Origin of the sequence: Actinocorallia sp. A-T 12471, from assembly GCF_033875155.1 — a bacterium.
Classification (GTDB): domain Bacteria; phylum Actinomycetota; class Actinomycetes; order Streptosporangiales; family Streptosporangiaceae; genus Actinocorallia.
This window is the reverse complement of sequence record NZ_JAWZTE010000006.1, coordinates 441,699-462,416: the sequence shown is the minus strand read 5'-3', so window position 1 is coordinate 462,416 and position 20,718 is coordinate 441,699. Positions and strand designations below refer to the sequence as shown.

The following is a 20,718-nucleotide window of genomic DNA, read 5'->3' as shown; positions in this document are numbered from 1 at the left end:
CGGGCGTCGGGCGTCGGGCGTCGGGCGTCGGGCGTCGGGCGTCGGGCGTCGGGCGTCGGGGGGATCGTGTGGGCCGGCCTTGCTGTTTCACGTGAAACACGCGTGTGGGTGAGAGCGGGTGCAGGGCGAGGGTGTTCGGTTGGGGCTGAGTGATGGGTGGGCGTTCTGGCGGGGGTCAGGGCTAGTGGGTTGCCGGGCCTTTGGGGAGCTTCGTGGGTAGGGCGGTGGTGTGGGTGTTGGGTAGGGCGGGGCCCTGTGGGTCGGTGGGCGAGGAGCCTGGGCCCGGCGACCGGTGTCTGAGTGGCGGTGAGGGTTTCGGTTGTCGAGAAGAGAGTGAGCGCTGGGTTCGGAGACTTGTTGGGCGAGCGGTGGCCACGATGGTGTCGCGCGGGAGCGCGGGAGCGCGGGAGCGCGGGAGCGCGGGAGCGCGGGAGCGCGGGAGCGCGGGAGCGCGGGAGCGCGGGAGCGCGGGAGCGCGGTGCTTTGCGGGGCAGGGGCTCGGTGCTGTCGGGGGCGCTGTTTCACGTGAAACGAGCGCCGGTAGCTGGCCTCGGCTCGGCCTGGGTTCTACCGGGGGCGGAGGAGGGACGCGCGTGTGCGTCGTTGAGGGTGGAGAGCGGGTGGTTGGTGAGGGCGTCGGCGAGCGATGGGGTCGAGGGGTGGGTTGGGTGCCTGCAGGAATTGGCGGGCGACCTTTTGTGGGGGGACTCGCTTGGTCTGGACTTCCCCGCTGGCGCTTGGGGTGGGAGGGGCGGTTTCACGTGAAACACAGGGGGCGGTGAGTCTGGGTGGGGTTGAGGCGTGGGCCGCTGGGTCGGTTGGTGGGTGCGGCTCGTGGGTGGATGAGCTTGGCGGGTATCGGGGCTGTGGGTCGGCTCTCGGCTGGGTGAGCGCGTCAGGTGGCTGGTCTGTACTCGATTGAAGATGGGAGGCGGGGTTATGGGCCACGGGATGAGCGCGCCCGGCGGGGCCGGGGGCAGCCGGGCTGTGGGCCCCGGGGCGACTGGTGACGGTCCGGCGACCGAAGGACTGCGGGCTGCGGCTGCGGCTGCGGCTGCGGCTGCGGCTGCGGCTGCGGCTGCGGCTGCGGGAGGAACTTCACGCACCGCTTCTCCGCGCGCAACCGGGCGAGGGTCTCGCGCAGTGCCTCGGGGATGATGGCGAACGAACCTCGTGCGGTGGCGCTGGGGTTGGGCCGCGGGGCCGCAGGCGACGGGCGACGGGCGACGGGCGACGGGCGACGGGCGACGGGCGACGGGCGACGGGCGACGGGCGACGAAGAATAGGGCGAAGCTCGTGGGGTGGGGCCTGGGGTCGGGTGGGTCAGACGGGTGTGTGCTTCGGGGTGTGGTGTGGGGTGTCTCGGGCCGTTGGTAGGAGATGGACGTGAGGCAGCTCGGCTTGGGGTCTTGGGGAGCGGGCTCGTCCGACGGGTGGGTGGTGGGGGTCCAGTTGGCCTGAGGGCTGTGTGGTCGGGTGGAGATCCGTTCGTACCCAGATCTTCGGGGCGGGGTGGGTGGGCGCTAGGCGGTTGCGGGGGGCGAGGTCGGGACGGCGTTCTAGGGGTTGGCGGGGAGAGGGGCGGGGTGGGGTGGGCGTTCTTTGGGGTGTGGGGCTTGGAGGGTGGTGGGGTGGAGAGGGCTTGGGTGGGTGGCGGGGGTGGGGTGGGGGCTCGGAGGTCGGGTGGGGAGGGGTTGGGTGGGTGGGGGTGGCGGGGGTTGGGTGGGGTGGGCGGGGTTAGGGTCCTGGGTATGGAACGGGTGATCGTGTTGGCCGGCGGCATGTCCTTTGAGAGGGAGGTGTCGCTCAGTTCGGGGCGTCGGGTGGCGGACGCGTTGAAGGGGGCGGGTTTCCAGGTGGAGATCCGTGAGGCTGACGCGGGGTTGCTGCCGCTGCTGGTGGAGGATCCGCCGGATCTTGTTTTTCCCGTCCTGCATGGGGCGGAGGGGGAAGACGGGTCGATTCGTGAGGTGCTTGAGCTGTTGGGGGTCCCCTATGTGGGGGCGCGGCCGGACGCTTGTCGGCTCGCGTGGGACAAGCCGACGGCGAAGGCCGTCGTGCGGGCCGCGGGGCTTGAGACGCCGGAGTCGGTGACGCTGCCGAAGGAGGCGTTCCGTGATCTCGGCGCGTCGGCGGTGCTCGCGGCGATCGTCGCGAAGCTCGGGCTGCCGCTGTTCGTGAAGCCGACGCGCGGGGGGTCGGCCCTCGGCGCGTCCGTCGTGCGTGACGCGGCGGAGCTTCCGGCCGCGATGGTCGGCTGCTTCTCCTACGGGGACGCCGCGCTGATCGAGCGGTTCATCACCGGCACCGAGGTCGCGGTGAGCGTCGTCGAGGTCGACGGGGTCGCCACGGCCCTCCCTGCCGTCGAGATCATCCCGCTTGGCGAGCGCTACGACTACACGGCCAGGTACACCGCGGGGCAGACCGAGTTCATCACGCCGGCCCGCCTCTCCCCCGACGCCGCCGCCAAGGCCCGCGACGCCGCCCTGACCGCCCACCGCGCGCTGGGGCTCCGCCACCTGTCCCGCACCGATCTCATCGTCACCCCCGACGGCACCCCGCACCTCCTCGAGGTCAACGTCGCGCCGGGCATGACCGAGACCAGCCTCCTCCCCCTCGCCCTCCAGGCCGCCCGCCTGACCATCCCCCAGCTCCTCCCCAGGCTCTGAACCCGCAGTTTCACGTGAAACATCAAGGCCCCTAAGTCGGCTGTTTCACGTGAAACATCGAACCCCGGCCCGCAAGGCACGTCCACGACGCCTTGTGCCGGACCAAGGGCCTGAGCCCGCCCCTACGGCTCCTACCGCCCGAACCCTCCCCCGGTACCCGATCATGCTCACCGTCCCGTCCACGCCGCGCTCAGGACCCCCGGGAGACAAGACAGGGGCCCTTCCCCAAAGCGAGGAAGGGCCCCTGTGCGAGGAGGGGGGAGGTCAGGACGGCGCGGGCGGGTCCGGCGCCATGGTCGACAGGATGCGGTCCAGGTCCTCAAGGGTCGCGAACTCCACGATGATCTTCCCCTTGCGGGACCCGAGGTCGACCCGCACCTTGGTCTCGTACCGCTCGCTCAGCCGGTTCGCGATGTCCTCGAGCCCGGGCGCGGTCGGCTTGCGCACCGGCCGACGCGACGGCGCCGCCGTGACGGGCTCCTCGGCCTCCCGCAGCGCGATGATCTCCTCAACCGCCCGAACCGAAAGCCCCTCCGCGACGATCCGCGTGGCGAGCGCCTCCATGGCCTCCTGGTTCGTCAGCCCGAGCAGCGCCCGCGCGTGCCCCGCGCTGAGGACCCCCGCCGCGACCCGCCGCTGCACCGCGGGCGGCAGGCCGAGCAGCCGAAGCGTGTTGGTGATGTGCGGACGGGACCGTCCGATCTTCGCGGCGAGCTGCTCGTGCGTCGCGCCGAAGTCGTCGAGGAGTTGACGGTAGGCCGCAGCCTCCTCAAGCGGGTTGAGCTGCTGCCGGTGGAGGTTCTCCAGCAGCGCGTCGCGCAGGAGGTCGTCGTCTGACGTCTCCCGGATGATCGCGGGGATCTTGCGCAGTTCCGCGCGCTGGGAGGCCCGCCACCGCCGCTCCCCCATGATCAGTTCGTACCGCGCGGGCTCGAACGGCGTGTCCGGCGAGAGCTCCCGGACGACGACGGGCTGCAGCAGCCCGACGAGCGAGATCGACGCCGCAAGCTCCTCGAGCGCCTCCTCGTCGAAGTGCGTCCGGGGCTGGCGGGGGTTCGGGCTGATCGACGTGATCGGCAGCTCGGTGAACCGCGCGCCGTCGACGGGCACGAGTTCCGGCAGAACCGACGATCCACCCGGCGCGGCGGCGGCCACGGGCGGCGTCGGGGCGGGCGTGACGACCGGGGCCGTCGGGATCAGCGCGCCGAGCCCTTTGCCCAGCCCGCGCGGCTGACGTGATGCGCTCATGACCTTCCCCCGTTGACGTACGCGGTGCTGCTCACGACGCGACTCCGGCCCAGCGGTGGGCGATCTCGGACGCCGCCTCGCTGTAGGCGAGGGCGCCGGTGGAGCCCGGGTCGTAGGTCATGACGGACTGCCCATAGCTGGGCGCTTCGGACACCCGGACGCTCCGGGGAATGACCGTCTTGAGCACGGTCTCCCCGAAGTGCGACCTGACCTCCTCGGCCACCTGCGAGGCGAGCCTGGTCCGCGCGTCGTACATGGTGAGGAGGATCGTCGAGACGTTGAGCGTCTGGTTGAGGTGCGAGGTGACGAGGTCGACGGTGCCGATCAGCTGGCTGAGCCCCTCGAGCGCGTAGTACTCGCACTGGATCGGGATGAGCAGCTCGTCCCCGCCGACGAGGGCGTTGAGGGTGAGCAGCCCGAGCGACGGCGGGCAGTCGATGATGACGTAGTCGAACCGGGTCTTGTCGTAGGCGTCAAGCGCGCGGCGGAGCCGGGATTCGCGGGCTACCTTCGAGACGAGTTCGATCTCCGCGCCGGCCAGGTGGAGCGTCGCGGGGGCGCAGCACAGGTTGGGCAGCTCCGGCGAGGCGACGACGATGTCCTCAAGGGGCATGTCCTCGATCAGCACGTGGTACATGGACGGCACGTCGGCGTGGTGGTCGACGCCGAGCGCCGTCGAGGCGTTGCCCTGCGGGTCGAGGTCGACGACGAGGACGCGCGCGCCGTGCATCGCCAGCGCGGCCGCGAGGTTCACCGAGGTGGTGGTCTTGCCGACGCCGCCCTTCTGGTTGGCGACGGTGATGACGCGGGTCCGCGCGGGCCTCGGCCATTCGCGGTCGCCGCGTTGGGCCATCACCTCGAGGGCGGCCGCGGCGGCTCGGGCGATGGGGGTGTCCGTGGGAGGGCTCGGCTGCGGCACGAATGTTTCACGTGAATCCATGGGCGCCTCAGTCTCCATCCGCGGCTCGACGGAAGCCGTCTCCGCGGTCCCCTGCATGCTGAACGCGTGACCTGATGACGGCTCCACCGCGGTCTCCTTAGTCGAAGAGGGCTCAGTCATGGCGGGACCGGTGACCCTTCCGCTGCTTGGACTTGCTGCCCCCGCGCTCGGGGGGCCGTTCGGCGACCAGCCGAACGAGCGTGGTCGGCGGATCGACCTTACCTTGACCGACCAGCAGGAGTTCAGCCGTACGCACACCCATCTTGCGCAAAACCGCCTCCGCTTCGTCCAGTTCGGTCGCCGCGCGCTCTCCCTTGAGTGCGAGGAGTTCCCCTCCGGGCCGCAATAGCGGCAGTCCCCAGCGCGCGAGACGGTCGAGCGGCGCGACGGCCCTGGCGGTGACGACGTCGACGGCGAACTCCCGGACGACCTCCTCGGCCCTCCCCCGCCGTACCGTGACGTTCTTCACGCCGAGCTCCTCGACCGCCTCGTTCAGGAACGTCGTCCGCCGCAGCAACGGCTCGAGGAGGGTGACGTCGAGGTCGGGCCGCGCGATCGCCAGGACGAGTCCGGGAAGCCCGGCGCCCGACCCGATGTCCACGACGGACGCGCCTTCGGCGACCGCCTCGCTCAGCACCGCGCAGTTGATCACATGCCGTTCCCACAGCCTGCCGACCTCGCGCGGCCCGATGAGCCCGCGCTCGACACCGGCGGTGGCCAGCAGTTCCACGTATCTCTCTGCCTGGGGAAGCGCGGGTCCGAAGACCTCCCGGGCGACTGCGGGAACGGGTTCGGACGGGACGGCTTGGTCAGTCATCTTTCTTCCCCACAATCCACGATGGTTCCACATGCGCCGCACCGCTGAGTAACGCGGTGAACCACCGACACGCATATTTCTCGCCAAACGGGTACATCCTCCCTAGGACGAGATCCAGGGAGAGGAAGCATGGGCATCGGGGTCGGACTGACATTGATCGCGATCGGGGCGATCTTCGCCTTCGCGTTGGACTTCTCGCTGAGCGGGGTCGACATCAACGCGATCGGCTGGATCCTCATGGTCTGCGGCGCCGCCGGCATCGCCTTCACACTGCTCTACGTCCGTCCGCGCCGCGCCGTCGTCCCCATCTCAGAGGAGGACGCGGCGACGCTTCGCCGAGCCGACGAGATCCGCGCGGAGGAGGACCGCCGCGACGGGATCCTGTAGCAGGCGTGGAAGACAACGGGCCCCCGAACCTGGTTCCAGGTTCGGGGGCCGCGTCGTTCACGATCGTCTTTTTAGGAGGCGTACGCCACCACGTAACGCTCGGGCTCTTCGCCCTCGGACTCGCTGCGCAGCCCCGCCGCGGCGATCGCGTCGTGCACGATCTTGCGCTCGAACGGGGTCATCGGGGCCAGCGGCTTCGGCTTGCCCGTGCGCTTGACCTCCTCGGAGACCTCCTGGCCGAGCTTGGTCAGCTCCGCGCGACGGCGTTCGCGGTAGCCGCCGACGTCGAGCATCAGGCGGGTGCGGTTTCCGGTCTGCCGGTGGACGGCGAGCCTGGTGAGTTCCTGGAGCGCCTCGAGCACCTCGCCGCGCTGGCCGACGAGCTCTTCCAGCCCGTTGCCGACGACGGACACGAGGGCGCGTTCGCCTTCGACGTCGAGGTCGATGTCGCCGTCGTAGTCGGCGATGTCGAGCAGGCCCTCGATGTAGTCGGCCGCGATGTCGCCCTCCTGCTCCAGCGCTTCGATGTCCGGCGCTGCGGTTTCCGCCACCCGTGCCTCCTCACCAGCTCGTTACCTGCGCCCGTACGACGCCTACGGACTGTACGAGACGATACAGCGTGCCGGGCACCGCCTGCGACAGCACCGGCCCCCTGACGGCGTAGGGCTTTGCCGGGTTTTCCGCACGTGATCGGACGAATCCCCCCAGCCCGCCAGGTCCCGGAAAACGCGCGGGCCGGACGGTCGGGTGACCGTCCGGCCCGTAACGCGGGGTATGTCAGCGTTTGGATGATCCGGAACGCTTGCTGCGGGGCTGCCGGACCGGCTGCTTGCGGACTGCCGGCTCCTTGCGGATCTCGGCCGCGGCGGCGGCCTCCTCGGCGCGGCGCTTCTTCAGCAGGCCGCCCGTCGAGGGGGCCTCCTTCTTGGCCGGGCCGCCCTTGCCCGACGACGGCGTCGCGCCGTTCTTGTCGTCGGCGCCGGTGGGCATCGGGTAGCGCTTGTAGATGTAGTGCGACTGGGCCAGGGTCCAGGCGTTGGAGGTGACCCAGTAGAGCAGGACGCCCAGCGGGAAGCCGAGGCCGAACAGACCGAAGATCGGCGCGAGCCAGACCATCATCTTCTGCGCGGACGCCATCGGGTTGTCCGGGTCCATGGCCGGCTGGCGCTTCATCGACGCGCGCATCGTCAGGAACGTCGTCGTGGAGGAGACGATCACGAACACGGCGCAGACGATCAGCGCGGTGATGGACTTGGGGTCGTTGCCCCAGGCGCCGATGAAGCTGTCGGAGATGTGCGCGCCGAAGATGTTGGCGCTCTTGGCGCTCTCCACGAGCTCCGGGGTGATGCCGTGGCTGCCGTTGCCGGGCTTGGCGTTGGCGATCTTGTTGAGGACCTGGAACAGCGAGATGAAGATCGGGAACTGCACGAGGAGGGGAAGACACCCGGAGATGGGGTTGGCCCCGTTCTCCTGGTAGAGCTTCATCATCTCCTGGTTGAGGCGCTGCTTGTCGTTCTTGTACTTCTTGCGCAGCACCTGCATCTGCGGGTTCAGCGCCGCCATCTTGCGCGACGACTGGATCTGCTTCACGAACAGCGGGAAGATCAAGATCCGCATGAGCACGGTGAGCAGCACGATCGAGCCACCCCACGCCCACCCGCTGTCGGGGTCGACGATGTGGCTCAGGCCGGAGTGGATCTGGACGAGGATCCACGCCACGGCCCGGTACAGCGGATCAAGCGTCACCGGATGCTCCTAGCGAATCTGAAGGCTCGTGAGCCGAACTGTCTGCGGCGGTCCTGCTGTCTGCGGCGTCCCCGCCGCTGCCTTTGTCTGCGCGACTGTCGGCACGGCCGGTTTCTGCACGGTGTGCAGGCACGGGATCGTACCCGCCGGGGTGAAATGGATGACAACGGGCGATACGCCGGATGATCAGCCAGGTGCCGTAAAAAGCCCCGTGCACCTGGAGCGCCTCAAGGCCGTACGCGCTGCACGACGGCGCGAACCGGCACGTCGGAGGCAGCATCGGACTGATCACCTTGCGGTAACCGCGCACGAAGGCGATGAGCACCCATGCGACCGGACCCGGTCTGTCGTTCATCACCGCCCCTTACCGCCGAGAGTCGCCCGACTGCCGCAGCACCTTGGCCAGGGCCCGGTCGAGGTCCCTGGCCAGTTCGTCGGAGGGCGCGGCCGCCGCCTGGGGGTTCGCGCGCACCACGAGCAGGCTACCCGGAGGCAGCAGGTCGAGCCGCGCGCGGACCAGATGCCTCAGCCGCCGCTCCACCCTGTTGCGGACGACGGAATTGCCCACCGCCTTGGAGACGATGAAGCCCGCCAGAGAGTTCCCCTCGCCATTGCCACCGGGAAGAAGGTGCGCAACGAGACGTGGCCGCCCCGCGCGGTAACCGCGCCGGACGGCCAGCGTGAACTCGTGGCGCCGCCGCATCCGGTGGCCGGACGGCAGCATGTGCGCGAACCCGTCTTCTGGGACGCGACGGGGTCAGACCGCGACGCGCGCGCGGCCCTTGCGGCGGCGCGCGGCGAGGATCGCCTGGCCGGCACGGGTGCGCATGCGCAGCCGGAAGCCGTGCTTCTTGTGGCGACGACGGTTGTTCGGCTGGAAAGTACGCTTGCTCACAACTGGCTCCTGCTGCTCTGACGTGGACGTCCGACGGGTAAGCCGGGCGCCTGGCTGGATCGCATCGCGGGCACGTCTGGTCCCTCGCAGCGGGGGCCCGCCCTCGGACTACCCGGCACGTTCCCTCGAAGCAGGCCCTGAGCGGAGCCCCTGGAGCGCGACGGGTCAGATGCGGGCACGCGTCACCAACATCGATGCGACTCGACCTTAGAACGTTACGTTCTGGCGGGGTGTCGGGTCAAACGGAGACCGGGTTCTGGCGGTCCGTACCACTGCCCCGAAGGTTATACACAGCATGTGGACAAACCTGTGGATGAATCGTGAGAGAGTAGGGGCTCCCGTTCCGCGAAAGTCCCCCTGAGCAGCGCAGCGAACAGCCAGCGCGAGGACGCCGGGCCGGGACGTCGAAGGCACGGAATCCGGGGGGAGGCGCACGTGGACGGACAGGACCTCGAAGCCCTGTGGACCCGTTCCGTGGACGCGCTCCCCGAAGTCCCCGCCCACCAGCGCGCGTGGCTTGGCGTCACCCGTCCCATCGGGATCTTCGACGGGATGGCGTTGCTCGCCGTCCCCAACGACTTCGCGAAGAAGACCCTCGAACAGCGTGTCACGTCCCTGATCGAGACGACGCTCTCCCAGGAGCTCGGCACCCCCATCCGCGTCGTGCTGACCGTCCAGCCCGACATCTCCCGGCAGCCGCCGGCCCCGCAGCAGTCCGCGCCGCCGGCCTACTCCCCCGCGCCCACGCCGCCCCAGCCGCAGCCGCCGCAGTTCCCGCAGGCGCAGCCCGAGCCGTTCCCGCAGGCGCGTCCCCAGGCCGAGCCGCAGCCCGCGCCGCGCTATGAGGAGCCCGCCGCGCCCGAGCCGCCGCGTCCCTCGCCTCCGGGGGGCAGGCCGGTCGAAGATCCACAACGTTATCCACAGGACGATGGCCTTTTCAGCACGGGTTCCGTGAGTTATCCACAGGATGTGGGTTATCCACAGGAGGGCGCGCCGCAGGCCGCCCCGCCCGCGCCGCCGTCCCATCTTTCCGGGCACACGTTCGGGGGGGCGCAGCCCGAGCCGTTCACGTCCGCGGGGTTCGCGCCCCCTCCCGTCGAACCGGCCTCCGAGTCCGTCCCGACGCCCGCGCCCTGGCAGCAGGGCGGCTCGACCAGCCCCGTCAAGGGGTCGATCGAGGCGGCGCGGCTCAACCCGAAGTACACCTTCGAGACCTTCGTCACCGGCGCGAGCAACCGGTTCGCGCAGGCCGCGGCCGTCGCCGTCGCCGAGTCGCCGGCCAAGGCGTACAACCCGCTGTTCATCTACGGCGAGTCCGGCCTCGGCAAGACCCACCTGCTGCACGCGATCGGCCACTACGCCCGCAGCCTCTTCGACGGAGCCCGCGTCCGGTACGTCAGCTCCGAGGAGTTCACCAACAACTTCATCAACGCGATCCGCGACGGCAAGGCCGAGGGCTTCCGCCGCAGATACCGCGAGGTGGACATCCTGCTCGTCGACGACATCCAGTTCCTCGAGGGCAAAGAGCAGACGCAGGAAGAGTTCTTCCACACCTTCAACACGCTCCACAACGCCAACAAGCAGATCGTGATCTCCTCGGACCGGGCCCCCAAGCAGCTCGTCACGCTGGAAGACCGCTTGCGCAACCGCTTCGAGTGGGGTCTGATCACAGACGTGCAGCCCCCCGAGCTGGAAACACGCATCGCGATTCTGCGCAAGAAGGCGGTCCAGGAGGGCCTCGCCGCGCCGCCGGACGTGCTCGAGTTCATCGCCACGAAGATCTCCACCAACATCCGCGAGCTCGAGGGCGCGCTGATCCGCGTCACGGCCTTCGCGAGCCTGAACCGCCAGTCCGTCGACCTGCGCCTCGCCGAGATCGTCCTCAAGGACCTGATCCCCGACTCTGACAGCTCCGAGATCACCATCGGCATGATCATGGCCCAGACCGCGACCTACTTCGGCATCGAGATCGACGACCTGTGCGGCGCCTCCCGCTCCCGCGTCCTGGTCACCGCCCGCCAGATCGCCATGTACCTCTGCCGTGAACTCACCGACATGAGCCTCCCCAAAATCGGACTCCAGTTCGGCGGCCGCGACCACACCACGGTCATGCACGCCGACCGCAAAATCCGCTCCCTCATGGCCGAACGCCGCTCCATCTACAACCAGGTAACCGAACTGACCTCCCGCATAAAACAACAAACCCGCCCCTAACCCCTCCCTTTCCCCCCTCCCCTCCCCCGGCCTAGGTCCCGCCCAGGTCCCGCGTCCGCTCCCGGCGCCTGACGCCCCGCGCCCCGCTCCCACCTCAGGCCCCGCGTCCGCCCCAGGCCCCGCGTCCGCGCCCGGACTCGCTTCCCGGCACCCGGCACCCGGCACCCGACGCCCCCGCTCCCCTCCCCGCCTCAGGCCCCCGCGTCCTTCCCGGTCCCGTTCCCCGGCACCCGACGCCCCGCGCCCCGCGTCTACCTCAGGCTCCGCGCCCGCCCCAGGCCCCTGCGTCCGCTCCCGGCACCCGACGCCCCTCGCCCCATTCCCCTCCCTCACTCCAGGCCGCGCCAAGCTCCCGCCTAGCGCCCCTCCCGCGCTTCCAGTCCCTCCCCGCGATTCCTTAGGCCCCGCCCCTCCTCCCGTACCTTCCCGGTCTTGCCGCTTCCCGGTCTTGCTCGCCTAATCCCCCAGGTCCCAAGACCACCTTTCCCTGCTCACAGGCCCGAGCCCCGCTAGGCCCGCCCCGCCCGCACCCCGTCCCCTCTCACGTGGTGGTGATGTTCCTGCCGCTGGTCTTGTGGCCCGGCCCGCACCCCGTCCACTCTCAGGTTCTGCTCGCCCAGGGTCCGTGAGCCCTAAGGCTCACCCACCCCCGCTCGTCCAGTCCCTGCCCCAGGCCCCGCGGTCCCAGGCGACCCCGGCTAGAAGCGCAGCGCTGAGGCGAGGTTGCCAGCACGGCCAACGGGCCGATGCTCATTAGCTCGCGCGATCCCAGACGTCCCAAGGGTCTCCCCAGCGCCCCGCGCCAAGCCGCGTTCCCCAGGGCTTTCGAGGCCGACGCGTCCTCCCCGGTCTTGCTCCCCAGCATCCGACGCCTACCGCCCTATCTCCCCCGCCCTCTCCCCCGCCCTCGCCCTCGCGCCCAAGCCTCGCCGAGCTCCCGCCTCGCCTGCTCGCGTCGGGTGCGGGAGGGTCGGGCCCGCTTGGGCTCTTGCTCTTTCGACTCATGTTCCGCCTCATGCTGCGCCTGCCCGTTGTCCCAGTTCGTGCGCTGCCCCGCGCTCTTACTAGGTAGTGGTGCGGGGAGGGGCATCGTTACAGGCCGGATCTGGGGAGGCGGCTGGGGTCGGTTGGGCTGGTGGCGCGGAGTCGTGGGGCGTGGGTGCGGTGGGGGTGTGGATAACCCGGGGGTGGGGGTTCTGGGTGGGTGTGGGAAGGGGGTCGGGGGGTGTGGATAAGTCTTGGGGAGGGGGGTGGCGGGGTGGAGGAGGAGGGTTGGGGTGGGGGTGTGGGGAAGAGGGGGTGGGGGTTGTGGATAAGTCGGGGGTGGGGATTTCCACAGGGGTCGGTGGGGTGGGGACGGGGGCTGGGGGGAGGGGAGGGAGGGGGGTTTGGGGGTGGGGGGCGGGAGATTGGGAGGGTGGGGGTGGGGGTTTTGGCTGGTGGTGGGGGGTTGGGGGTGGGTGAGGGGGCTGAAGGGGGGCGGGAGGAGAGGGGTGGGGGTGGGGATGGGCCTGTGGACCACGTTGGGGACAACGTGTGGATAACCTGGTGTGGGCTGTGGATGAGCTGTGGACAGTACCGTTCGGTATTCGGAAAGGCTGTGGACGGGGCGGTGGATAACCTGTGGAAAAGTCGCCTCAGCCTGTGAATTGGGTGTGGAAACCGAGGTTTCCACAGGTCGGGGGACCTCAGATTGTCGTAGGCATATGTCAGGATTTACCGCGACTCGCATTAAGGGCTGTGGATAGAACTGTGGAGAACTTGTGGACAAGTGGGGGTCTGCCTGTGGACGCGGTGTGGACAACTTTTCGCCGTCCACAGGGGCCCCGGTTTTCCACAGGTCGTCATCCCCAGGCCCTGTGGATGAAAAAGTGGTCCTGAGCAGGGGGACCATGGGTTATCCACGGTTTCCACAGGCCCTACTACTACGACTGCTCTATGTCTACAACTGAACAAGGAAAAGCCAGAACCAGTTAGGGCCTTGTGGATCATGTTCCCGAGGAGCCCTCAGCCAAAACCATCAACGATCAAGGAGGCGGGTCCCGTTGAAGTTCCGCATCGACCGTGACGCCCTCGCCGAGGCGGTGGCCTGGACGGCCAGGACGCTCCCGGCGCGGCCCCCCGTTCCGGTGCTGGCCGGCATGCGGCTGGAGGCCACCGAGGAGAGCCTGACGCTGTCGGCCTTCGACTACGAGACGTCCGCGGAGGTCTCGGTCTCCATCGGCGGGCAGGAGCCCGGCACGGCCCTGGTGAGCGGGAAGCTGCTCGCCGACATCTGCCGCGCGCTCCCTCCCCACCCTGTGGACGTCACCACCGACGGGGCGAAGGTCATGCTCCAGTGCGGGTCGGCGAAGTTCACACTGCAGACGATGCCTGTGGAGGACTACCCGTCGCTGCCGCAGCTCCCGCCGGTCGCGGGCGTGGTCGGCAGCGACGAGTTCGCCGCGGCCGTCGCCCAGGTCGCGATCGCCGCGGGCCGGGACGACACGATCCCGATGCTCACCGGCGTCCGGGTCGAGATCGAGGGCGACACCGTCACGCTGGCGTCCACCGACCGGTACCGGCTCGCGGTACGGGAGTTCAAGTGGACCCCCGACACCCCGGACAGGGCCGGCGTCGCGCTGATCCCGGCGAAGACCCTCGCCGACACCGCCAAGTCGCTGACCTCGGGCGCCGAGGTGAAGATCTCGCTCGGCGGCGGGGCCGACGGCCAGGGCGAGGGCATGATCGGCTTCGAGGGCGGCGGCCGCAAGACGACGTCGCGCCTGCTCGACGGCGACTTCGTGAAGTACCGCTCGCTCTTCCCCGCCGAATACGCCGGGTATGCGGAGGTTCAGACGTCCCAGTTCGTCGACGCGCTCAAGCGGGTGTCGCTGGTCGCCGAGCGGAACACCCCTGTGCGGCTCCAGTTCAGCCAGGGGGAGGTCGTGCTCGAGGCCGGGACCGGGGACGAGGCCCAGGCAGTCGAGGCCCTTGAGGCGACGCTGGAGGGCGAGGACATCAACATCGCCTTCAACCACCAGTACGTCCTCGACGGGCTCTCCCACATCGGCTCCGACACCGCGCGGCTGTCGTTCACCACGCCCACCAAGCCCGCCGTCCTCACGGGCAAGCCCGTCGACGACGGAACCCCGACCTATCGCTACTTGATCATGCCCGTGAGGCTCTCCGGCTGACCCTGTGGATAACTCCGGTTGTCCACAGCCCCCGCCGATCTGTGGATAACTATGTGTAGAAGTCGACTGCACAACCAGTCGTCTCGCCAGTTGGACCCACATTTGGACACCCTGTGGACAACACCCGGCCGACCACACCCCCCGCCTTGAACTTCCCTCGCAGTCCCTTCGGGACTGCGAGGGAAGAAACGCCCTTCCGGGCCCCAAAGGACAAACACCCCCTCCCCGCCGTGCCGCGCGGGAGGAATAGCCCTTCCGGGCCTTAACAGACAGGCAGCCCGCCTCCACCGGGCCGCGCGGGAGGAGTCGCCCTTCCGGGCCTTAACAGACAGGCAGCCCGCCTCCACCGGGCCGCGCGGGAGGAGTCGCCCTTCCGGGCCTTAACGGACAGGCAGCCTGTCCCCACCGGGCCGTGCGGGAGGAACGGCCCTAACCCGACCGGGACGTGCGGGAGCGAACAGCTCCTCCAGGACGTGCCTTGGGGATGTGTGGGGACGGCGAAGCCCGTACGCCTTTTCACAGGGGAGGGCGCGTCGTGCGGCGGAGTCGGGGCGTCGTTGACCCGGGGCAGTACGGCGTCGGCCTATCCACAGCCCTTGGGAAAACCTCTGGAGCCCTTGGGAAAACCTCCGGGGCAAACTGAGGCCGCCTACCCCGCCGGGGCAGGTCTCCGAGGCCCCCGGTTCTTCAGGAGGCCCGTCACGTGGTCGGCGTGCTGAGTCCCTCGCAGTCCCTTCGGGACTGCGAGGGAAGCAAGAGGCCCGGCCGTCGCACGACCGGGTTCTTGGGAATCGGGGTGGCCTGCCGTATGGGGTTTGGGAAGCCTTGGCCCGGGTGACCAGAGGCCGGGGAGCCTCGGCGGCTTGCTGTGGGGGTGGGAGAGGGCGCAGCCCCTGGCGACGGGGTTTCAGGGATCGTGACGGCCGGAACGGGCCGGGTTTCGGGGGCCGCGCCGCCCGGCGCTACCCCCGACGCGTTGGGGGTAGCGCAGCGCTGCCCTGCGCGCCCCGAACGGCCCGGGGGCTGGGGGGAGCGCCGCCATGCGTGGTCACACCGCACTCGGGCTTTCAGGGAATGCCGCTAGGCGCGGCCCGAACAAGCCGGGGGTTGAGGGAGCGCCGCTAGGCGCGGGTGCGGCGCGCTCGGGGGGTTGAGGGAGCGCCGTCGGGCGTGGGCGCGGTCCGGTCGGGGGTTGAGGGAGCGCCGTCGGGCGCGGGGTGGCGCGGTCGGGGGTTGAGGGAGTGCCGTTAGGCGCGGGCGCGGCCCGGTCGGGGGGCGAACGGAGTGCCGTTAGGCGCGGGGGTGGCGCGGTCGGGGGGTGAGCGGTCGGGGGGTGAACGGAGCGCCGCTAGGCGCGGGTGCAGCGCGCTTGGGGTTGAAGGGAGCGCCGCTAGGCGCGGGGGCGGCGCGGTCGGGGGTTTGAGGGAGTGCCGCTAGGCACGGGGCGGCGCGTGATCGGGCGCCCTGGGCTGCCCCGGAGGCCCCCAGGGCCGGAGGGGCAGCCCAGGTTTGCGAAGCGCCCGATCACAGCCTGCCCGTAGGCCCCCCCGGGCCGGAGGGCGGGCCAGCAAACACAGCCCCCCAGGGCCGGAGGGGCAGCCCAGGATCGCGAAGCGCCCGATCACCAGCCCGCCCGTAGGCCCCCAGGGCCGGAGGGAGGGCAGATAAACGGGGTAGGACTAGCCTTGGGGGGGTTTCCCGCGTGGGTTCCCATAAGGGTGGGACGGTCCTCGGGGTGGAGGGCCCTTTCCTGTGAGGAGTGGCATGGAACTCGGACTCGTCGGGCTGGGCAAGATGGGCGGGAACATGGCCGAGCGGTTGCGGCGCGGCGGCCATACGGTCGTCGGGTATGACCGCGATCCGGCGCTCGGTGACGTGGGGTCGCTCGCGGAGCTGGTGGAGCGGCTGCCCGCACCGCGGGTGGTGTGGGTGATGGTGCCGGCGGGGTCGCCGACGCAGGCGACGATCGAGGAGCTGGCGGAGCTGCTGTCCCCCGGTGACCTCGTGGTCGACGGCGGCAACTCGCACTATGTGGACGACCAGCGGCACGCGGCCGAGTTGAAGGCCAAGGGCATCGGGTTCGTCGACTGCGGCGTGTCCGGCGGCGTGTGGGGCCTGGAGAACGGTTACGCGCTCATGGTCGGCGGTGACGCTGACGACGTCGCCAAGGCGCAGCCGGTGTTCGACACGTTGAAGCCGGAGGGCGAGTTCGGCTTCGTGCACAGCGGCGAGGTCGGCGCGGGCCACTTCGTGAAGATGGTCCACAACGGCATCGAGTACGGCATGATGCAGTCCTTCGCCGAGGGCTATGAGCTGATCAAGGCGTCGGGGATCGTGACGGACGTCCCCGCGACGTTCAAGAGCTGGCAGGAGGGCACGGTCATCCGGTCGTGGCTGCTCGACCTGCTGAACCGGGCGCTGGCCGAGGACCCCGAGCTCAAGGACATCCGCGGTTACGCGGCCGACAGCGGCGAGGGCCGTTGGACGATCCAGGCCGCGGTCGACCACGCGGTTCCGCTGCCCGCGATCACCGCGTCCCTGTACGCGCGCTTCGCGTCCCGGCAGGACGACTCCCCCGCCATGAAGGTCGTGGCGGCGTTGCGCAACCAGTTCGGCGGGCACGCGGTGGTGAAGGAGTAGTCCTCGGGAAGCCCGGGCGCGTTCGGGGGGCGGCCGTACACTCATGGGTGTGCACGTCGCCCATCTGACCCTCGCGGACTTCAGGTCCTATGCCGTCGCAGAGGTACCTCTCGACGCGGGCGTCAGCGCGTTCGTCGGCCCGAACGGGCAGGGCAAGACCAATCTCGTGGAGGCGATCGGTTACGTCGCCTCGCACGGCAGCCACCGGGTGGCGACTGACGCGCCGCTGGTCCGCCAGGGCGCGCCGCGCGCGATCATCAGGGCGAAGGTGCACCGCGACGTCCGCGAGGCGCTGATCGAGCTGGAGATCAATCCCGGCCGGGCGAACCGGGCGCGGCTGAACCGCGCGCCGGTCCCCAGGCCGCGCGAGATCCTGGGGATGCTGCGCACCGTCCTGTTCGCGCCGGAGGACCTCGCCCTGGTGAAGGGCGATCCCGGCGAGCGCAGGCGTTTCCTCGACGAGCTCCTCACCGCCCGCGCCCCGCGGTTCGCAGGGGTGCGGGCGGATTACGACCGCGTGCTGAAGCAGCGCAACGCCCTGTTGAAGAGCGCGGCGCAGCAGCGCAGGGGCCTGACGCCGGAGCTGGCGGCGACCCTCGACGTGTGGGACACCCATCTCGCCCAGGTCGGCGCGGAACTCCTGGCGGCGAGGCTCGATCTGGTCGCCGCCTTGTCCCCTCTTGTGGAGAAGGCGTACGCGGAACTCGCTCCGGGCGCGGGGGCGGGCCTGGAGTACCGCTTCTCCAAGGGCGACGGCCCCGGCGAGTTTTCCACAGGCCGTGGAGAACTCGTCTCCTATCTGTTGGAGGGCCTCGCCGAGGCGCGCCGCCAGGAGCTGGCGCGCGGCACCACGGTCGTCGGCCCGCACCGCGACGAACTCCTGTTGAAACTCGGCGACTTCCCGGCGCGCGGTTACGCCAGCCACGGCGAGTCATGGTCGTTCGCGCTCGCCCTGCGCCTCGCGGCTTACGAGCTGCTGCGCGCCGACGGCGACGACCCCGTCCTCATCCTCGACGACGTCTTCGCCGAGCTCGACTCAGGACGCCGTCGCCGTCTCGCCGAGATGGTCGCGCCCGCCGAGCAGGTGCTGATCACCGCGGCAGTCCCCGAGGACGTCCCCGTCGAGCTGACGGGCGCCGTCTACTCCGTCGCGTCCGGGGAGGTGGACCGTGTCCGATGACGGGCGGGCCGCGGACAGGCCCAAGGCTGAGGACAGGCCCAACACAGAGGACAAGCCCAAGACCGGGATCGAGCTGGCCCGCGAGGCCCTGGCCCAGGCGCGCGCCGACGCGGCCAAACGCCAGTCGGTCCCCGGCCAGCGCCGCCGCAAGCGCGGCCGCGACGCCCCGCGCGACCCGACGCGCGGCGGCGGCCCGCAGCTGTTCGGCGCGGGGATCAAGAAGCTGCTGTCGGAGCGCGGCTGGGACGAGCGCGCCGCCGTCGGCAGGGTCTTCGGGAACTGGCCCGCCGTCGTGGGCCCCGAACTCGCCGAGCACACCCGTCCCGGCGCGTTCGCCGACGGCGAGCTGACCGTCGAGTGCGACTCCCCGGCGTGGGCGCAGCAGGTGCGGCTGCTCGCCGGGCAGCTTGTGCGGCGGCTGAACGAGGAACTGGGCGACAACACAGTGCGGCGGGTCAAGGTCATGGGACCGCAGGCGCAGCGCCGTCCCGGGCAATGGCGTGTCCGATAAGTACACCGAATAAGTACGCCGAAATCCCCTGTCCGATAAGTCCGCTGGACGTGCACGGCGCGTTTGTCAAGCGCCTCGTACGCGCCAGTACGGCCCGGGTCGCGTAGGGGGATGTCAGTTCCGGCCCGTTCGGCCGCCAGGCGCGACCTCAGCGACCGTCAGCGCCACTTTTGTCAGCCTGACCCTGTAGACTGACCGCGGGTTCAGGACACTGCACCGTGAGCATGGCGCTCCGTATCGGACATGACGGCGGCGCCATCTGTGATTCATCCAAACCGCGTGTTACGGGGCATGCGCAAGCGGTGGGTGTCCCCGGCAGGAGGCTTCCCTTTGTCGTACGACGCTAGTTCCATCACGGTCCTCGAAGGTCTGGAAGCGGTACGCAAGAGGCCCGGCATGTACATCGGGTCCACCGGTGAGCGAGGACTTCACCATCTCGTCTACGAGATCGTGGACAACGCAGTGGACGAGGCGCTCGCCGGGTTCAACGACACCATCGTGGTGACGCTGCGGCGCGACGGAGGCGTGAGCGTCCTCGACCGGGGCCGCGGCATCCCCGTCGGACTGCACCCGGTGGAGCAGGTGCCGGCGGTCCAGCTCGTCCTCACCACGCTGCACGCGGGAGGCAAGTTCGACAGCCAGTCCTATGCGGTCTCCGGCGGTCTGCACGGCGTCGGCGCGGCCGTCGTCAACGCGCTGTCCACCCGGCTCGAGGTCGACGTCCAGCGCGAGGGCTTCCACTGGCGCCAGCAGTATGAGGTCGGCGCGCCGCTGGCCCCGTTGAGCAAGGACGAGGAGACCGAGGAGACGGGCACGACCGTCACCTTCTGGGCCGACCCGTCGATCTTCGAGTCGACCGAGTACAGCTTCGAGACCCTGAGCCGCCGCTTCCAGGAGATGGCGTTCCTCAACAAGGGCCTGTCGATCACGCTGATCGACGAGCGCGAGGGCCACGAGACCGACGAGGGCGAGCCCTTCAGCGTCACGTACCACTACGAGGGCGGCATCTCCGACTTCGTCCGGCACATCAACGCCAAGAAGGACGCGGTCCACAACACGATCATCGACTTCGAGGCCGAGGGCGACGGGATCGCCGTCGAGATCGCGATGCAGTGGAACGGCTCCTACACCGAGTCGATCTACAGCTTCGCCAACACGATCAACACGGCCGAGGGCGGCACCCACGAGGAGGGCTTCCGGGCCGCGCTGACGAGCATCGTCAACCGTTACGCGCGCGACCAGAAGCTGCTCAAGGAGAAGGACGACAACCTCACCGGCGAGGACGTCCGCGAGGGCCTGACCTCGATCATCTCGATCAAGCTGTCGGACCCGCAGTTCGAGGGCCAGACCAAGACCAAGCTCGGCAACACCGAGGCCAAGTCGTTCGTGCAGAAGACCTGCAACGACCACCTCAAGGACTGGTTCGAGGCGAACCCCGGCGAGGCCAAGGAGATCGTCAACAAGGCGACCCAGGCCGCCCGCGCGCGCGTCGCCGCCCGGCAGGCGCGCGACCTCACCCGGCGCAAGAGCCTGCTGGAGACCACCTCCCTGCCGGGCAAGCTGAGCGACTGCCAGTCCGCCGACCCGGCCGAGTCCGAGATCTACATCGTGGAGGGCGACTCCGCCGGCGGCTCGGCCAAGGGCGGCCGCGACCCGCGCTTCCAGGCGATCCTCCCGATCCGCGGCAAGATCCTGAACGTGGAGAAGGCGCGGATCGACAAGGTCCTGAAGAACGCCGAGGTCCAGGCGATGATCACCGCGCTCGGCGCGGGCATCCACGACGAGTTCGACATCACCAAGCTCCGTTATCACAAGATCATCCTGATGGCCGACGCCGACGTCGACGGCCAGCACATCCGGACCCTGCTGCTCACGCTGCTGTTCCGCTTCATGAAGCCGCTGGTCGAGGCGGGCCACGTCTACCTCGCGCAGCCGCCCCTGTACAAGATCAAGTGGAACAGGACGGGCTCGGAGTACGACTACGTCTACTCCGACCGGGAGCGCGACCAGGTCATCGAGCGCGGCATCGCGGCGGGCCGCCGCGACCCGCGCAGCCAGGACGGCGTCCAGCGGTTCAAGGGCCTCGGCGAGATGAACGCCGACGAGCTGTGGTCCACCACGATGGACCCGGCCCGGCGCGTCCTGCTCCAGATCACCCTCGACGACGCGGCCCAGGCCGACGACCTGTTCTCCGTCCTCATGGGCGAGGACGTCGAGGCGCGCAGGTCGTTCATCCAGCGGAACGCCAAGGATGTCCGCTTCCTGGACATCTAGTCCGGCAGGTCCCCAGACACG

At 69.9% G+C, this 20,718-nt stretch carries 16 protein-coding genes; 8 read left to right on the top strand and 8 right to left on the bottom strand.

Going from position 1 to position 20,718, the window contains the following annotated elements:
* Positions 1-1,751: 1,751 nt before the first annotated feature.
* The gene (locus R9X44_RS20270; RefSeq protein ID WP_319815770.1) at positions 1,752-2,669 is read left to right on the top strand and encodes a D-alanine--D-alanine ligase; all 918 of its coding nucleotides are present in this window, start codon (positions 1,752-1,754) and stop codon (positions 2,667-2,669) included.
* Positions 2,670-2,933: 264 nt separating this feature from the next.
* On the opposite strand, the gene R9X44_RS20265 is transcribed toward R9X44_RS20270, so the two are convergent.
* The 3 genes from R9X44_RS20265 to rsmG all read right to left on the bottom strand — a co-directional run bounded on the left by R9X44_RS20265 (position 2,934) and on the right by rsmG (position 5,674).
* Positions 2,934-3,917, bottom strand: a complete 984-nt coding sequence (locus tag R9X44_RS20265; RefSeq protein WP_319815769.1) for a ParB/RepB/Spo0J family partition protein — start codon at positions 3,915-3,917, stop codon at positions 2,934-2,936.
* Positions 3,918-3,948: 31 nt separating this feature from the next.
* Positions 3,949-4,857, bottom strand: coding sequence for a ParA family protein (locus R9X44_RS20260; RefSeq protein WP_319815768.1), 909 nt, complete (start codon positions 4,855-4,857; stop codon positions 3,949-3,951).
* Positions 4,858-4,969: 112 nt separating this feature from the next.
* Positions 4,970-5,674: a 16S rRNA (guanine(527)-N(7))-methyltransferase RsmG gene (gene rsmG, locus R9X44_RS20255; protein ID WP_319815767.1), complete on the bottom strand. Its 705-nt coding sequence runs from the start codon at positions 5,672-5,674 to the stop codon at positions 4,970-4,972.
* A 129-nt stretch (positions 5,675-5,803) separates the two neighbouring features.
* Here rsmG and R9X44_RS20250 point away from each other — a divergent pair, with 129 nt between their 5' ends.
* Positions 5,804-6,061, top strand: coding sequence for a DUF6458 family protein (locus tag R9X44_RS20250; RefSeq protein ID WP_319815766.1), 258 nt, complete (start codon positions 5,804-5,806; stop codon positions 6,059-6,061).
* A gap of 71 nt (positions 6,062-6,132) precedes the next feature.
* On the opposite strand, the gene R9X44_RS20245 is transcribed toward R9X44_RS20250, so the two are convergent.
* From R9X44_RS20245 to rpmH, 5 genes are all read right to left on the bottom strand, one after another.
* Positions 6,133-6,612, bottom strand: a complete 480-nt coding sequence (locus R9X44_RS20245; RefSeq protein ID WP_319815765.1) for a protein jag — start codon at positions 6,610-6,612, stop codon at positions 6,133-6,135.
* A gap of 226 nt (positions 6,613-6,838) precedes the next feature.
* On the bottom strand, positions 6,839-7,807 hold the full coding sequence (yidC, locus tag R9X44_RS20240; RefSeq protein ID WP_319815764.1) for a membrane protein insertase YidC: 969 nt from the start codon (positions 7,805-7,807) through the stop codon (positions 6,839-6,841).
* Complete coding sequence (gene yidD, locus R9X44_RS20235; protein ID WP_413774961.1) at positions 7,797-8,162, bottom strand: membrane protein insertion efficiency factor YidD; 366 nt, start codon at positions 8,160-8,162, stop codon at positions 7,797-7,799. The genes yidC and yidD overlap by 11 nt, the downstream gene beginning before the upstream one ends.
* Positions 8,163-8,171: 9 nt before the next feature.
* Positions 8,172-8,531, bottom strand: coding sequence for a ribonuclease P protein component (gene rnpA, locus R9X44_RS20230; protein ID WP_413774960.1), 360 nt, complete (start codon positions 8,529-8,531; stop codon positions 8,172-8,174).
* A gap of 33 nt (positions 8,532-8,564) precedes the next feature.
* Entirely contained in the window at positions 8,565-8,702 is a 138-nt protein-coding gene (rpmH, locus tag R9X44_RS20225) for a 50S ribosomal protein L34 (protein WP_106396750.1), read from the bottom strand.
* A 435-nt stretch (positions 8,703-9,137) separates the two neighbouring features.
* Between rpmH and dnaA the strand changes: the two genes are divergently transcribed.
* The 6 genes from dnaA to gyrB all read left to right on the top strand — a co-directional run bounded on the left by dnaA (position 9,138) and on the right by gyrB (position 20,697).
* Positions 9,138-10,916, top strand: coding sequence for a chromosomal replication initiator protein DnaA (gene dnaA / locus R9X44_RS20220; protein ID WP_319815762.1), 1,779 nt, complete (start codon positions 9,138-9,140; stop codon positions 10,914-10,916).
* Positions 10,917-12,961: 2,045 nt separating this feature from the next.
* Positions 12,962-14,092: a DNA polymerase III subunit beta gene (gene dnaN, locus R9X44_RS20215; protein ID WP_319815761.1), complete on the top strand. Its 1,131-nt coding sequence runs from the start codon at positions 12,962-12,964 to the stop codon at positions 14,090-14,092.
* 1,764 nt (positions 14,093-15,856) lie between these two features.
* Positions 15,857-16,732: a phosphogluconate dehydrogenase (NAD(+)-dependent, decarboxylating) gene (gene gnd / locus R9X44_RS20210; protein WP_319815760.1), complete on the top strand. Its 876-nt coding sequence runs from the start codon at positions 15,857-15,859 to the stop codon at positions 16,730-16,732.
* A 49-nt stretch (positions 16,733-16,781) separates the two neighbouring features.
* Positions 16,782-17,912, top strand: a complete 1,131-nt coding sequence (gene recF, locus R9X44_RS20205) for a DNA replication/repair protein RecF (protein WP_319815759.1) — start codon at positions 16,782-16,784, stop codon at positions 17,910-17,912.
* Complete coding sequence (locus R9X44_RS20200) at positions 17,902-18,423, top strand: DUF721 domain-containing protein (RefSeq protein ID WP_319815758.1); 522 nt, start codon at positions 17,902-17,904, stop codon at positions 18,421-18,423. The genes recF and R9X44_RS20200 overlap by 11 nt, the downstream gene beginning before the upstream one ends.
* 330 nt (positions 18,424-18,753) lie before the next feature.
* On the top strand, positions 18,754-20,697 hold the full coding sequence (gyrB, locus tag R9X44_RS20195) for a DNA topoisomerase (ATP-hydrolyzing) subunit B (RefSeq protein ID WP_319815757.1): 1,944 nt from the start codon (positions 18,754-18,756) through the stop codon (positions 20,695-20,697).
* The last annotated feature ends 21 nt before the right edge of the window (positions 20,698-20,718 follow it).

Excerpts from the sequence above, each read along its gene's own strand:
- R9X44_RS20270 (WP_319815770.1), top strand. The coding sequence starts at position 1,752 with ATGGAACGGGTGATCGTGTTGGCCGGCGGCATGTCCTTTGAGAGGGAG.
- R9X44_RS20265 (WP_319815769.1), bottom strand. The coding sequence starts at position 3,917 with ATGAGCGCATCACGTCAGCCGCGCGGGCTGGGCAAAGGGCTCGGCGCG.
- R9X44_RS20260 (WP_319815768.1), bottom strand. The coding sequence starts at position 4,857 with ATGGATTCACGTGAAACATTCGTGCCGCAGCCGAGCCCTCCCACGGAC.
- rsmG (WP_319815767.1), bottom strand. The coding sequence starts at position 5,674 with ATGACTGACCAAGCCGTCCCGTCCGAACCCGTTCCCGCAGTCGCCCGG.
- R9X44_RS20250 (WP_319815766.1), top strand. The coding sequence starts at position 5,804 with ATGGGCATCGGGGTCGGACTGACATTGATCGCGATCGGGGCGATCTTC.
- yidD (WP_413774961.1), bottom strand. The coding sequence starts at position 8,162 with ATGAACGACAGACCGGGTCCGGTCGCATGGGTGCTCATCGCCTTCGTG.
- rnpA (WP_413774960.1), bottom strand. The coding sequence starts at position 8,531 with ATGCTGCCGTCCGGCCACCGGATGCGGCGGCGCCACGAGTTCACGCTG.
- gnd (WP_319815760.1), top strand. The coding sequence starts at position 15,857 with ATGGAACTCGGACTCGTCGGGCTGGGCAAGATGGGCGGGAACATGGCC.